Origin of the sequence: Blastomonas sp. CCH1-A6, assembly GCF_001556365.1 — a bacterium.
In the GTDB taxonomy this organism is placed as follows: domain Bacteria; phylum Pseudomonadota; class Alphaproteobacteria; order Sphingomonadales; family Sphingomonadaceae; genus Blastomonas; species Blastomonas ursincola.
Window position 1 is genome coordinate 1 of the sequence record NZ_LSIS01000503.1, and the last position, 14,522, is coordinate 14,522.

Annotated in this window: 12 protein-coding genes; 3 read left to right on the forward strand and 9 right to left on the reverse strand. The window is 66.2% G+C overall.

Features of this window, described 5'->3' with window-relative positions:
• Window positions 1-588: autotransporter outer membrane beta-barrel domain-containing protein (locus AX735_RS22085; protein WP_156447583.1), on the forward strand; the 588-nt coding region annotated here is incomplete at its 5' end.
• A gap of 100 nt (window positions 589-688) precedes the next feature.
• Here AX735_RS22085 and AX735_RS22090 read toward each other — a convergent pair.
• The 7 genes from AX735_RS22090 to AX735_RS22120 all read right to left on the reverse strand — a co-directional run bounded on the left by AX735_RS22090 (window position 689) and on the right by AX735_RS22120 (window position 10,003).
• Window positions 689-1,789, reverse strand: coding sequence for a ThuA domain-containing protein (locus AX735_RS22090; protein WP_082751256.1), 1,101 nt, complete (start codon window positions 1,787-1,789; stop codon window positions 689-691).
• A gap of 11 nt (window positions 1,790-1,800) precedes the next feature.
• Complete coding sequence (locus AX735_RS22095; RefSeq protein WP_082751258.1) at window positions 1,801-3,492, reverse strand: GMC family oxidoreductase; 1,692 nt, start codon at window positions 3,490-3,492, stop codon at window positions 1,801-1,803.
• 15 nt (window positions 3,493-3,507) lie between these two features.
• Window positions 3,508-4,122 carry a gluconate 2-dehydrogenase subunit 3 family protein gene (locus AX735_RS22100; protein WP_066284783.1) on the reverse strand — a complete coding sequence of 205 codons (615 nt, stop codon included), beginning with the start codon at window positions 4,120-4,122 and terminating at the stop codon, window positions 3,508-3,510.
• 17 nt (window positions 4,123-4,139) lie between these two features.
• The gene (locus AX735_RS22105; RefSeq protein ID WP_066284789.1) at window positions 4,140-5,441 is read right to left on the reverse strand and encodes an MFS transporter; all 1,302 of its coding nucleotides are present in this window, start codon (window positions 5,439-5,441) and stop codon (window positions 4,140-4,142) included.
• Window positions 5,442-5,639: 198 nt separating this feature from the next.
• Entirely contained in the window at window positions 5,640-8,102 is a 2,463-nt protein-coding gene (ligD, locus tag AX735_RS22110; RefSeq protein WP_066284784.1) for a DNA ligase D, read from the reverse strand.
• A gap of 2 nt (window positions 8,103-8,104) precedes the next feature.
• Window positions 8,105-8,983: a non-homologous end joining protein Ku gene (gene ku / locus AX735_RS22115; protein ID WP_066284785.1), complete on the reverse strand. Its 879-nt coding sequence runs from the start codon at window positions 8,981-8,983 to the stop codon at window positions 8,105-8,107.
• 162 nt (window positions 8,984-9,145) lie between these two features.
• Entirely contained in the window at window positions 9,146-10,003 is an 858-nt protein-coding gene (locus AX735_RS22120; RefSeq protein ID WP_137775472.1) for a hypothetical protein, read from the reverse strand.
• Window positions 10,004-10,159: 156 nt separating this feature from the next.
• Between AX735_RS22120 and AX735_RS22125 the strand changes: the two genes are divergently transcribed.
• Both AX735_RS22125 and AX735_RS22130 read left to right on the forward strand, forming a co-directional pair.
• Entirely contained in the window at window positions 10,160-11,518 is a 1,359-nt protein-coding gene (locus AX735_RS22125; RefSeq protein ID WP_137775473.1) for a hypothetical protein, read from the forward strand.
• A gap of 19 nt (window positions 11,519-11,537) precedes the next feature.
• Window positions 11,538-12,884, forward strand: coding sequence for a tetratricopeptide repeat protein (locus tag AX735_RS22130; protein WP_137775474.1), 1,347 nt, complete (start codon window positions 11,538-11,540; stop codon window positions 12,882-12,884).
• Here the strand turns inward: AX735_RS22130 and AX735_RS22135 are convergent.
• Both AX735_RS22135 and AX735_RS22140 read right to left on the reverse strand, forming a co-directional pair.
• Window positions 12,778-13,635, reverse strand: coding sequence for a hypothetical protein (locus AX735_RS22135; protein ID WP_202189643.1), 858 nt, complete (start codon window positions 13,633-13,635; stop codon window positions 12,778-12,780). The two genes, AX735_RS22130 and AX735_RS22135, sit on opposite strands and share 107 nt — an antisense overlap.
• Before the next feature lie 364 nt (window positions 13,636-13,999).
• Window positions 14,000-14,522, reverse strand: a 523-nt coding sequence (locus AX735_RS22140; protein ID WP_446471849.1) for a TCP-1/cpn60 chaperonin family protein, incomplete at its 5' end; no start/stop codon positions are given.

Consider the following 14,522-nt stretch of genomic DNA (forward strand, 5'->3'; position numbering starts at 1 on the left):
GGCGTCAATACCGGCGGCGTCAGCGTCGGCATGGGTGCGAGCATCACGGGGGTCGATCTCACCGCCGTGCGCAACATCGCGCTACCAGGCTTTGCCGAGACCAACCGGGGCCGGGGCGATGGCCGCGCGGTCCAGGGCTTTGCCGAATTGAGCTACGCGATCGAGGCAGGCAATGCCACCTATCGTCCGTTCGCCAGCGTCGCCGTGGGCGAGTTCAAGCTGGATGCGCTGACGGAAACCGGCGGCGCGGCGGCGCTGTCGGTGCGTCGCCAGAGCTATCGCAGCGGTTCGGTGACGGTCGGTGCCGATGGCACGGTGGGCATGGGCAGGGTCAACCTCTCGGGCACGCTGGCGGGCCGGTTCCAGGTCGGCGATCGCGATCCGGCAGCGCAGATTGCGCTCGCCGCCGCGCCCGCCCAGGCCTTCACCATCCGCGGCGTCCAGCTCGACAGCTTCGCGCTGGCGGCACGGCTCGATGCCACGGTGAAGCTGACCGACGGCGCAGACCTGTCGCTGGGCTATACCGGCCTGATCGGCAAGGACACCGCCGATCACGGTGCCCGCGCGACGCTGTCGGTCCGCTTCTGATCCGAACGAGACGCGGCGGACCGCCGGAGCCTGGGGCAGTTCTCTCAGGCTTCGGCGGTCCGTGCGCGGGGCAGGCTGGTCTGCACGGAAAGTCCGGCGGTCAGTTGCAGGCCTTGCGCTCGGTTGCGGCCCAGCCGATCGCGGCCTCGAGCATCGCGACATTCTGCGGCTGCGCATAGGTTTCGGGCGCATGGCCGATCGCGGAATAGAAGATGCGTCCCCTGCCGATGCAGTGCGTCCAGGCGATGGGGTGGTCGCCCATGCGCAGATCCTCGCCCTTGATGCCGACCGGACTGTAGGTGCTCTCGTCTAGTGTCAGCAGCACCCTGGTGCCGATCCGTCGGGGGTTGGTGCCGAAGCTGTACCATTCATCGGTCATCCGCCATTCCGCCGGCAGCGCCTTGGCGAGCGGGTGATCGCGATCGACCGCGATCCGCGCTTCCTGAAGCTGAGGGTTCATCGGATGGCCGATAAAGCGCGCGCCGAGCAGATCATCGGCATACCAGTCCCAGAACCAGGCCGGATCGCCCGCCGATCCGTGGATGCCGACGAAACCGCCGCCGCGCTGCAGGAAGGACTTGAACGCCTTGCGCTGGCCAAAGGTCAGCACATCGCCCGAGATATTGTTCCAGATGACGGCATCGAACTGGCCCAGCGTCTTCGCGTTGAAGGCGCCGGCCTTGTCGGTCTCGACGATATGCCAGCCCTTGCGCTCGGCCATGGCAAGGAACGCGGCATGCGCGGCATTGACCGAGGGCGTGTCCTTGAAGCCGATGATCTTTTCGAACAGCAGCAGCCGCGGCTTGCCGTCGCGGGGCAGGGCGATCGCGAGGCGGTCATTGTCATAGCGCTGGCAGCGCTTTTGCCTGTCCTCGGCAGTGACCGGCAGCGCGTGCAATTGCGCATCGAGCGGGCCGAGCGCGCTTGCGGGCACGCCGACAAACGCGGCGAACTTGGCCACCGTCAGGATCGCCGCGAAGGTCGGCGGGGTGGTGCCGGTAAAGGCAGGTGGGGTCTTGTCGAAATCCTGACCCGTAGCCGCCTGGGTCAACCTGCGCGCCTCGGGATTGAGCAGCACGTCGATCAGCGGGCTCTCGACCGAAAAGGGCTTGTCGCGCAGCGGGCAGTCTGTGACGGCTTGCGCGTTCAGCTGGCCGGGTACGCCGAGCGCGAGCGCGGCCATTGCGAGCGGACGGAGCATCGACAATCGCTTCACAGCACGTTTTCCTTCATCAGCTTGACCGCATGATCCGCCGCGCGCGCGGACAGCGCCATATAGGTGAGCGAGGGGTTCTGGCATCCCGACGAGGCCATCGCCGCGCCGTCGGTAATGAACAGGTTGGGCACCTCGTGCGCCTGATTGAAGGCGTTGAGTACCGAGGTGGAAGGATCGCGCCCCATGCGCGCGGTACCCATTTCATGGATGCCCAAGCCCGGCTTGCCCGGTTCGGGCGATTGCATCACCACCTTGGCGCCTGCAGCCTCGAGCATCGCCCTGGCATCGGCCTGGATATGCTGGATCATCGCCTTCTCGTTGGGGCCGTGGGCACAATCGATATGCGGGATCGGCAGGCCCCATTTGTCTTTGCGCGTGGCGTGCAGCGTCACCCGGTTCTCCGGATTGGGCAGCATCTCGCCAAAGCCGCCGAGAAACGCGGTCCATGGCCCGATGGTATGCGCGCGCTGCTTGATCTCCGCGCCAAGAACGCCCGGCTGCAGCGCTGCCCCGCGCCAGCCCGCGCGCGAGATGCCGCCCTGGTAGCCATAGCCGCGCACGAAGCCTTCGCCCGGCTCGGTGACGTTGCGGAAGCGCGGGATGTACAGCCCCGTCGGGCGGCGTCCGCGATAATAGCGGTCCTCCGGTCCCGGGAACATCGCGATGGTGATCAGCGCGTACATGTGATCCATCAAGTTGCGCCCGACCTGGTCCGATCCGTTGGCGAGCCCGCGTGGGAATTTCTCGGATGCCGAATTGAGCAGGATCTGGGCGGTGCCGATGGTCGAGGCGTTGAGGAAGATGATCCGCGCCTGATAAGTACGCCCTTCCTTCGTCTTCGCATCGATCACGCGCACCCCGGTCGCCTTGCCGGTCTTCGGGTCGTGCTCGATCGAATGGACGATCGCATCGGTGACGATGGTCAGGTTGCCGGTGCGCTTCGCTGCGGGCAGCGAAGAGGTGAGGCTGGAATGCATCGCGCCGAAGCTGCAACCGCGCTCGCAGATCGAACGGTTCTGGCAGCTGGCCCGGCCCAGTTCCTCGTGGTGCGGCTGCGCGACCGAGAGGTTGGCGGTGCGCCCCGAGATCACCTTGCGCCCGGCAAAGCGCTGCTCGACCGCCGCCTTGAACTGCTTTTCGGCATCGTTCAGCTCGAATGCGGGCAGAAACTCGCCATCGGGCAGCTGCGGCAGGCTTTCCTTCGATCCGGCAACGCCGATGAACCGCTCGACATGATCGTACCAAGGGGCAAGATCGGCATAGCGGATCGGCCAGTCGGTACCGTGCCCATCCTTGGCATTGGCCTCGAAATCCATTTCGGACAGGCGATAGCTCTGCCGCCCCCACATCACCGAACGCCCGCCCAGATGATCGCCGCGGATCCAGGTGAACGGTCTGTCTTCGGGCTTCGAATAGGGCTGTTCGCTGTCCTTCGGCCAGAATTTCTTCGTCGCCTCATTGAAGGCATAACATTGGCTCTGCACTGGATAGTCCCGCGCGACCTCGTCCTCGGGCACCTGCATGTTGTTGGCAAATTCCCAGGGCATCTGGTGGTCCATATAGTCCCTGGCCGGGTCGATATTTTTGCCGCGCTCCAGCACCAGAACCTTCAGCCCGCGTTCGCACAGCTCCTTGGCGGCCATTCCGCCGCTCATGCCCGAACCGATGACGATGGCATCAAAAGACATCTGCATGATCTCCGATCAGAAAGGGCCGAGCGTGGCGAACGGGCGCATGCCCGGCGCGACCGGGATCGATGGCTGCCATGGACCCGGCACATGCTCGTAGATCAGTTCCTGGGTCAGGCCGATCTCGCTGCTGAAATAGAGGCCCACGATCAGCTGCTTGAGCGTGTGGTATCCGACATCGGCAACCGAAACCACCGGCGCGATGAACGTGCCTTTTGGCGCACCGGGCTTGGGCGGGACGGGCTTGAGCGCAGCGGCCTCGTGGTCGCGCAGAAAGGCAAGGCGCTCGTCCGGCGACAGCGCCGCGAAATCCTTGCCGGTGGCCGCCCTTGCGGCTTTGCCGATGCGGTCGAGCGCACCGGACAGCGCCTTGCGCGTCTCATCAGATGCCCAGTCGGTGTACATCGCCGCAAGCTGCTTTGGCACGCCAGCCTCGGCTGCGCCGGGCGTGTCGGTCTGGGGAATGATCGTATCGGCCACCAGATCGAGCAGTTTCAGCTGACCTTCGTCCAGGGTGGCGCGCGCGTCCGATCCGGGCACATAGCCGCATCCCGCGACCGCTGTCGCGCCGAGCAGCGCCATGATGCCGTGCAGCGCCGTGCGCCTGTCGATTTCAATCGCTATGTGCATCGTCCTGCTTTCCCCTTTCAAGCGCGCGCCGATCCTGCGGCGTGCACGCGACGCTCCCAAAGCCAGAGCAGCGCGAATATGCCGAGCAGCACCGCCGGGATGACCGCCACCGTCTGGAACGATATCTCTGCCGCATCCCGCAGCACTGCCTGCATCCGCGCCGATCCGGGGGCCAGCGCGGCGAAGGCTTCTGCTCCGCCTGTGCTGGCGATCTTGGCTTCGTCATAGATCCGGCCCAGTTGCGGCAGCACAAAATAGATGGCGATCGCCCCCGCAAAGCCGATCAGCCCGATCCCCCAGGAACCGCTCTGCGGATAGCGGCGCGCCACTGCGGCGAGCATCGTCGGCCACATGAAGCACACGCCGATCGCCCAGAGCGTTGCAGCCATCAGCGCGCTTGTCGGCGTGTCGGCGCGAGACAGCAGAAACAGCCCCGCGCACGCCGGCAGGGTACAGATCAGCAGCAGCCCCATGTCCGACAGGCGGTGCGCAAGCGATCCGGCAAAATGCCGCATCACGAACATGACCGCAGCGACATAGACCAGCACGACGATACCCGGCATGCCGACGGTCTGGGTCAGCGCGACATCGACCCATGCCGCAGGCGCGAGTTCGGCCGACGCGGTCAGCAGCATGATGCCGAAGAAGATCCAGAACCCGGGACGGCGGAATGGCTCGGACAGCATCGTCCGGAAGCTGGTGCCCGTTTCGACGCTGGCGATGGCAGGGAAAGGGCGCCGCAGCACGAGAATGACAAGCGCAGCGCCGGGCAGCAGGGGCATGGCCACCAGCCAGCGCCAGTCCATCGCAAGCTGCTGCTGCACGACAATCGCCAGCAGGCCGCCGAGCACGATCCCCATCGGCCACCAGGCGTGCAGGCTGTTGAGCTTGCCGGTCTTGTCGTCCGGAAACAGGCGGGCGGTCACAGGGTTGATCGAGGCCTCGGTCGCCCCCCAGCCGCAGCCCCAGATCACCATCGCGACATTCAGCAGCATGACATTCGGCCCGGCATGCGCCGATATCAGCACCAGAAGCGGACCGACGATAAAGCAGGCACCGGCGAACAGCAGCACGCGCCGCGCGCCGAACCTATCGAGCAGCGGGCTGATCACCAGAAGGCTGAGCGCAAAGCCGAGAAACGCGTTGCCCAGCACCGCTCCGATCATCTCGCCCGAATGCCGCGCGTCGATCGGATCGAGCAAGGCGGACTTGATGGCTCCTGCTGCCCCGACCCGGATGGCGTTGGCAAAGGCGGCGTTGAACAGCGCCAGCACGCATAGCCAATATATGGTTCTTCGCGTGGCATGCGATGCTGCCATGACACGTTCCTCCCCCTTGCGGCCATTGCCGGCAACCGTGATCACGGTTGCCCGTGGGATTTTGCCACGACAATTGTGCCATCACCTAGCATGGGATTGCTCTTATTAGAACCGCAATTTTATAATTGATCCGGGCGCGCGGATGCTCCGGCGCACGCGCCGAGGGTAGCGCGAAGCGCCCGTTGGCGTCGGCAGGAGCTAGTCCGCGATGGTCAGCGTCTGGCTGGCCTTGCCCCAATCGTCACCAACGCTGCTGGCATGGTCCAGGATCGCTCCGGGATCGCGCAGAGTGAAGCGGTTGGCGCCAGCGAGCGACGGGAGATCATCCCATGCGACTGGCACTGCGACCGGAGCACCATCGCGCGCACGCACGCTATAGGGCAGGACCGCCGTCGATCCGCGCCGATTGCGCATCCAATCGATGAAGATACGGCCCTTGCGGCGCGCCTTGGACATGGATGCGGTGTAGCGCCCGGGATCGGCCTGTTCGAGCGCCTGGGCAAAGCTCTTGGCGAACCCCTCGGTCACCGCCCAGTCCGCGCCCGGGTCGAGCGGGGCGATCACATGAACGCCCTTGCCGCCGGTCACCATGGGGAAGGTGACGAGCCCCATATCGGCGAGATGATCGCGCATCTGCCGGGCGGCAGCGGCGATATCGGCAAAGCCGATGCCTTGATCGGGGTCGAGATCGAAGACCAGCCGGTCGGGATGCTCGATATCGTTCGCGCGCGATCCCCAGCCGTGAAACTCGATGGCTCCCATTTGCACGCAGCGCAGGATCGCGGCCTTGTCGCCCAGCACAAAGACGGGATCGGTCGAGCCATCGGCCTCCTCGATCATCAGCGAGCCGATTTCCTTGCCCCAGCCTTTCTGGACATGTTTCTGGAAGAAACCTTGTTCGCTGATCCCCTGCGGGCAGCGGAGCAACGCCACCGGACGGTTGGCGATGAAGGGCAGCATCAGCGGGGCGGCCGCCTCGTACCAACTCGCGAGATCGCCCTTGGTCGGGCCATCAGCCCCGAACAGCGGCCGGTCGGCATGGGTGATGCGGATCGAAGGCTGGGGCGCGATCCAGCCGGCAGGTTGGTTCATCTCGATCTCCCCGGTCACCTCGGCTGCTGGCTTGTCACCGCGCAGGCCGATGAAGCTTGCATGGCGCAGCACCCCGTCATGCGTATATTCGGCATAGCGCACCTCAGCGACCAGTACGGGTTCGATCCAGTGCGCCTTGCCGGCCACAGCCTTGGCATCGACAATGGCAGGCTCGGCCCGGGCAAGGTCGGCCAGCTGCGCCTGCAGCTCTGCTGCCGTGTCGGTATCGAAGCCGGTGCCGACGCGGCCTTTATAGACCAGCTGGCCACCTTCATGCTGGCCCAGCAGCAGTGAGGCAAAGGGCCGTCCGCGCTTGGCGCTGGCGATCCAGCCGATGATCACGAACTCCTCGCGGCGCTCGACCTTGATCTTCAGCCAGGCATCGCTGCGCTCGCCGACGTAGCGGCTCGAGGCGCGCTTGGCGATCACGCCCTCATAGCCCTTGTCGACCATCGCCTGGAACAGCGCGCGCCCGTCGCGCTCGATATGGTCGGAATAGAAGATCGGCGGGTCCACCCGCTCGAGCAGCGCAGCGAGCCGCTGCTTGCGCTCGGCCAAGGGCCGCTCCGTCAGGTCCTCGCCATCGAGCGCGAGCAGGTCGAAGGCGAAATAGCTGAGCCGCCCGTCCGATTTCAGCGCGCGCTGCAAGGCGGAGAAGCTGGGGCGACCGTCTTCGTCCAGCGCCACGATCTCGCCGTCGAACAGCGCCGAAGCTGCGGGCACTTGCACCATGGCATCGAGCACCGAACGGAACTTGTCGCTCCAGTCGAGCCCGATGCGCGTCCAGCCGATCGCGCCATCCTTGCCCAAGCCGACCAGGCAGCGATAGCCGTCGTACTTGACCTCGAACAGCCAGTCCTGGCCTCCAGGCAGCTGATGCACCAGCGTCGCCAGCATCGGCGGATGGAAGGCGGGCACGGGGCTTTTGGCACGTGATCCTGCTGCGCTTGCGCGCTTGCGCCGGGGTGCAACTGGGGCAGTGCCAGAGGCGATCTGGTCCATCGTGCGCCCGGTCTTGACGCTGGTCAGCGCGCGCTCGACCAGCCTGTCGCCCTGGCCGGCCTCGGCGTCCTCGACCTTGCGCAGCAACCAGTTCTCGCGCTTCTCACCGGCGCGCGGCTTCATCCGCACGAGAATCCACTCGCCGCGCATTCGCTGGCCGTGGGCGATGAAATGCAGATGGCCCTTGTCGATGTCGCTCGCGCTCTTGCCGGGCACGGGCTCCCAATGCCCGCTATCCCACAGCATGACCGTGCCGCCGCCATAGGCACGCGCCGGGATCACACCCTCAAAATCGGCATAGGACAAAGGATGATCCTCGGTCCGGACCGCGAGCCGCTTGTCCTGCGGATCGATGCTGGGGCCGCGCGTCACCGCCCAGCTTTTGAGCACGCCGTCCGCCTCCAGCCTCAGATCCCAGTGCAGCCGCGTCGCATCGTGCTTCTGCACAACCAGCATCGGCGGCTGCTTGCCCTTGCGGCGGGCGGGCGTGGCGTCGGGCTCGGGCGTGCGGGCAAAGTCGCGCTTGGCGGCATATTCGGCAAGCGGATCGGGCGTGCGATCCGCCACGGTCAGCCTGCCTTGCGCCTGGCCGCGGATTTGGCGGGCGGCTTTTTCGCGGAAGCGCGCTTTGCCGCCGGCTTGGCGTCTCCCGTGCTCGCTGCCTTGGCGTTGACCGATTTCTTGAGCGCGGCCATCAGGTCGATGACATTGCCGCCCGCAGGCGCTGCCGGTTCGTCATCGGGCGTGACGCGCTTGCCCTTGTTCTTCATCTTGGTGTCGATCAGGTCGCGCAAGGCATCGACATAGCGGTCGTGAAACTCGCCTGCATCGAACGGCGCGGTCTTCTTGTCGATCAGCGCCGTCGCCAGTTCGAGCAGCTCGTCATCGGGCTTCTCATCCCCGATCTCGCGGAAATAGGACGCTGCCTTGTTGACCTCGTCGGCATAGCGCAGCGTTTCCATGATGATGCCGCGACCGCAGGGGCGAAGCGCGACGATATATTCGCGCCCGCGCATCGCCAGCTGGCCCAGGCCGACCTTCTTCGCCCGGTCGAGCGCCTCGCGCAGCACGATGAACGCTTCTTCGGCGAGATCGTCGGCGGGGACCACGAAATAGGGCTTTTCGTAATAGAGCACGGGGATGTCGTGGAGCGACACGAACTGGGTGAGCTCGAGCGTCTTGCGGCTTTCGAGCCGGACGGCCTCGATCTCCTTCTCGTCGAGCAGCACATAGCTGCCCTTTTCATACTCGAAGCCCTTAAGGATATCCGCCGGTTTGACCGGGCCGATGCCGGATACGGTCTTTTCATACTTGATCGTCTGGCCGCTCGGCTCGTGGATCTGGCGGAAGCGGATGCCTGCGCCGCTTTTCGTCGCAGGGTAGATTTCCACCGGAATCGATACCAGCGCCAGCCGTATCTGGCCTTTCCACGATGGGCGGGCGGGCATGACGGTCCTCCTTGCAGGGACACGACGCGGCAATGGCGGGGTCCGATGGGCTGTATCTCCATGGCCGCAACGGTTTGCCGCGCGCCATGGTTCCCCCTGGCTGCCATCTTCGCCCGGTGCGCTGACGCGGCCTGGGCCCCGAAGGGCGTCAACCGCTTGCCATCATGGCTGGGGAGCAGGCGCGCAGCGCGTCGTGTCGCCAGCTTGGCAGGCTGCGACATCGGCCTCCCATTTCCTGCGCGCTTCGGCGGCGGCCTTGACCTCGGCCTGGTATTTCGCCTCGGCAGCGGCAAAGGCGCGCTGGCGCTCCTCGTAGACGCGCTGCTTTTCCTCGAAGATCCGCTGCTCCTCGGCATTCTTGCGCAGCTGCGCCTCGGCCATCTGCGCCTGCTGGGCGTTGACGGCGCGCAGCTCCTCATCGGCCTTGGCGATGGCCAGCCGCCGCTCGGCTTCGGCCTGTGCGGCTGCCGCAGCCCGCTCGGCCTGCTCGCGCTGGCGCAGTTCCACGGCCACCCGGTCTGCCTCTGCCGATCGTGCCGCAGCCGCAGCGCTCGATGCCGGAGGCGCGGCGGGAGCAGGGGTGGCGCGAGGCGATGGGCCGCCGCCCGGCTGCAGATCGGCCAGGTTCGTCGTCAGCGGATAGGCGCCCGTCGGCAGCCAGGTCACGTCGACCAGCTTCCAGTTGCCCCCGTTCGAGGCGCGGGTGGTGGCGATGAAGGCCTCCAGCTCCTGGCGGTCGGCGCGGGTATAGCAGGTCTGCCCCAGCACCGTTTCGCCGGTCTGCGCCTTGACCGCCTTGGCAAATTCAGCCGTCAGCGTCGCATCGGTGATCAGATAGCCTTCTGGCGGGGTGCTGAGCGCCTGGTAGAAGCCGGACGACAGGAACATGCTGTTGCCGCCCGATCCCACGGCGATGCCCTGGCAGAAGACGGGATAATAGCCCGATTGGGCCTCGGCCGGCGACAAGGCGGCCGATGCGAGGGCAAGAGCGGCGGCGGACAGGATAGCGGCTATTTTCAACGTCCAGGCTCCGACCGATGGCCTCATGCGCCAGGCGGCTGAGGCAAGACAATTCAATCGCTTGGCTCGGTACACCCGTTGCCATGGCGGTGCGATTTCATTATCCATGGCAGAAAGGGTCGTCAACATAACCGCAAGATCGCAAAGGGGTGTGCGATGGACGATCGACACGGCACGGGGTGCCCGTGCTGCCATGAAGACCGGGGCTCCATTGATCGTCGTGCCGTCGTGGCCGGCTTGGTCGCGCTCCCGGCCATGGGGGCGAACCTGGCCTCAGCGCAGGATCTGCTCGACCCGACCCGCCTGCGCAGCAGCCGCGTCGGCACCGAGGCGCTGGCCACCCGCTCGAACCGTCCGCCCGACTGGAAGGGCCCCGAATATGCCCGCGACATGGCGAGCAGCGTAACCAGCGCCATCCTGTCGCTGGTGCGGGCCTATGGGGCTACGGCCGATCAGATCGGCAAGCTGCAGACCGAAGAGAAGCAGCTGACCGACAAGCTCAACGAAGCCATCCGCAACAAGGAGGCGATCCTCGACGAATATCGCCAGGGCCTGTTCTGCTCGGGCTGCGGGCGCACCAAGTCCGACATCATCTCCAAGGGTGAGCAGTTCCCGCATTCGGGCCAGTCGATCATCAAGCCTACGCCCGAGCAGATCGCCGCCAAGGAGCGCGAACTGCAACAGGGTATCGACCGGCTGGCGCAGCAGCTGCGCGATGCCAAGGCCAAGCTCGCCAAGCTGTCGCCCGATATCGATGCGATCCGCAGCCAGCTGTTCGAGGGCATGGGGCTGTGGCGTACGGCCACCAGCATGGAACGCGGCATCATCCGCCAGGAGTTTGCCTTCGATGCGCAGGATTACGTCCAGCAGCGCACCGTGATCAGCCGCCAGATCGATGCGGTCATCAAGGATGCCGGTACCGCCCAGACCATCCCGGCCTTGCAGGCCTGTATCGCCGATGCCCGCACCTGGAGCGATGCGCTGGCCAAATGCGAGGACCGCCATGCCGACGATCGCGCGCGGATGGCGACGGGCCTGACCAACAACGACAACACCGCGCAGCGACAGACCGCGAGCGTGCAGTCCACCGCGAACGAGGTCGCATCCAGGATCACGGCATTCGGCCTCGCGGGCTATCTCAACATCCTTACCACCCTGATGGGACGCGGCAGCGACGGCCCGAGCATTGCCGGGGCAGGCTATACCTTCCGCATGGGCAAATATGATGCCGCCGGTTTCGGCGAGATCCTGCCGCGCGTCGCGGAATTCATCGCGCGGGCGAGCAGCCTCATCATCGGGACCGCGCCCGGATACAACAGCTCGGCCAGCCAGGAACTCGCGAAGCTCGACCGCGCCCTGGCACAGGTCGAACCCAGGCTGGCTGCCGCGCTGGAGCTGAAGCGCCAGCAGGAGGCCGCGGCGGCGCTCGAGCGCCAGCAGGAAGAGGCGCGTCGCCAGGCCGAGGCTCAGGCGCGCGAGCAGCAACTCGCCAATACGCCCGGATCGGGCAGCTGACCGGATGAAGGAACTTTGCATGATGCGCAGGCGCCTCGCCGCCAGCACGGCTCCGGTGCTGCTGCTCGCCGTCGCCGCATGGGGCTTGACTGCGCCTGCGCTGGCGCTGCAGGGGGCGAACGACGTCCAGATCGAGGCATCTAAACAGCTCCTGTCCGAAGATCGCTATATCGAAGCGCTCGCGGTCGCCAAGGACGCGCTGCGCGTCGACCCGGCCGATTATCGCGCCAGCTATTATGTCGCCATGGCCTATATGGGGCTGCAGCAATATGACGCGGCGGAAACGCAGGCCAATCAGGCGCTGGCGCAGGCGCCCGTCAGCGCGCGAGCGGCGGTCGAGAAGCTGGTCTTCACCATCCGCTCGCTGAAAACGGGCAACCAGAATGTCGGCGCAGCCGATGCGGCATTGGCCGAAGGGCTGATCGGCAAGGCTGCGAGGCTGTACGAGGAGGGCTGGGCGGCCGGGCGCAACGCACCGGATTATGCGCTCAAGGCTGCCGAGCTTTATGCCGGGCGCCTGAACCAGCCGGTCGATGCAGCGCGCGTGCTGCGACAGGTGCGCGAATCGCTGCCCGGCAGTCCCGCAGCCGACAGCGCGGAAGCAGAGCTTGGCAAGCTGCAGCCTGTGCTGCGCCAGATCGCGACAGCCAAGGTCAAGGAAGCGGCCGGCTTGCCCCTGGCGGAAGCGCGCCCGGCGCTCAGCGCCGCCGCCGCTGCCGATCCCGCCTATCCCGAAATCTACCGCACCCAGGCGCAGCTTGCGGCGGCCTCGGGATCGGCAGAGGAACTGGAAGCCTCGCTCAAGGAGCTTGCGCGCCGCAATCTCGTCGATCTCGATTTCCTCGCTGCGCTATCGGGCATGGCCGCGTTGCTGGAGGACCCGCAATTCCTGCTGCGCCTGTCCGACATCATCGGTGCGAACCAGGCCGATATGCTGAAAACTGCAGCATCGCCCGTCGGCAGGGTCGCCTATCTCTCGCGGCTGGCGCGCGAGGGCAAGCTTGGTTTCTTCATGGGCGCTCGGCAGGTCAAGGGGACCAGCAACTATCGCTTCTGGTCGCGGCGCAAGGTATCGGCCGTGCAATATGCGGCATCGGGCTGCGAGCTGGTGGTGTCGCTGTCGGACCAGCTCGGCGCCAGCGACGATGCCTATGGCTATATGCCCGCCAGCCGCATCATCGATCTCCGTCCGCCGACCGCGCTGGCGGTCCGCAACAGCAGCGCGCTGGAGCTCGGCCCAACGAACGACGGGTGGCAGATCACTGCGCTGACCGTTGACGATGCGGCGCAGCTTTCGCTACCGGTCTGGTCGGCGCTGCGACAGCTGCATGCGGCCTGTCCGCGCCCGGTGCGGAAGCCGCGCTAGCGGCTGGTGTTCCGATATCGGCTGACGCGGTATCAATGCCGCCCAGGTCTGCGTGCGAGGGGGCTGGCGGCGGGTAATGCCACACCAGCGCGGACAGGCCCAGCCAGGCTGAAAACATCAGCGCATAGGGCCAGCGCCGGGGCAGTAGCCGCGCGACCAGCAACGTCATTGCTGCGGTGCCTGTCAGCGCGACCAGCGCGGAGCCCGCTGCAATCGTTCCGGCACCTGTCAGTGCAGTCTGGATCGCCATGCTGGCCCATTGCGCCGGCAGCAGCACCAGCAGCCAGTCCGGCAGAGCCCCCGGCATGGCCGCCGCCGTGCCAAGCATCGCAGCTTCGCCAGCGACCACGAAGATCGCGATCCACCAGCCCTTGTCGGCTGCGCTGCGGGCGAACAGCTTGCCCCGCGCCGCAAAACTGACGCTCGCGGCGACAAAGGCAAGGCTCATGGCAACCGGATGGGGCAGCGATGGCATTCCCATCATGCGCGCTGCAAGCACAAGGCAGATCGCAGCCAGCAAGGCCATCAGCACGCCGATCCGGAAACGCCCGGCTGCAGCAGAGGTGATCATCCCAGCCCCCATCAGCCCCAGCGCGAGCATCGGTCCTGCTACCAGCACCCATGGCGTCGGCGATGGCGATCCGAGCAGCGCCTGCATCGCCAGCAGCGGAGCCACAAGCGAAGCGAGCGCCGCGATCAGCCAGGGCATGAAGGAGATGGACGGTCTTGGAGCGTTCGCCATGCGGGTCATGCGATCGACACTGATCCAACCAGGGCGGAATGTCGAGGCGTGCGCAGACGGCCGCGCGATCCTGTCTGACGCCGCTCAGGCCAAACACCATCGGACCTCGAGCCTTTGGCCCATGCCGATAGGGGGCGGCACGATGTCCAGTGATTGCCCCAAACGCGACCCAAGGCCCTCTCGCTGGATTGCGGGTGCCCGAAGGATCTGAATGGCTTGAACTGGGACAAACCCGTCGTTCCGATGCCACAGGCTCAGCGTCAGCTCTTGCCGGAAGCCGACGTTCAGCGCCTGTTCGTGTGGCGTGGCGTTATGACTTGAAGTGGGTCGGGAGCAGACTGGGCGCTGCCCCCAACCCATCATGTGCATCAGATCAGAAGTCCATCGGCGGCGTGGCCGCAGCCCGGTCTTCCTTCGGCGCTTCGGTCACGATCGCTTCGGTCGTGATCAGCAGGCCCGCTACGGACGCCGCATCCTGCAGCGCGGTGCGCACGACCTTGGCCGGATCGATCACGCCCGCTGCCACCATATCCTCATAGGTGCCGGTGGCTGCGTTAAAGCCGCGCGAATATTCGTTGGCCTCGAGCAGCTTGCCGACGATGAACGCGCCGTCCTCGCCCGCGTTCTCCGCAATCTGGCGGGCAGGCGCGCGCAAAGCCCGGCGGACGATGTCGATGCCCGACTGCTGGTCGTCATTGGCAGCCTTCAGCCCTTCGAGCGACTTGATGGCGCGCAGCAGCGCGATGCCGCCGCCGGGCAGGATGCCTTCCTCGACCGCAGCACGCGTCGCGTGGAGCGCGTCGTCCACCCGGTCCTTCTTCTCCTTGACCTCGACCTCAGTCGCGCCGCCAACGCGGATCACCGCCACGCCCCCGGTGAGCTTGGCGACGCGCTCC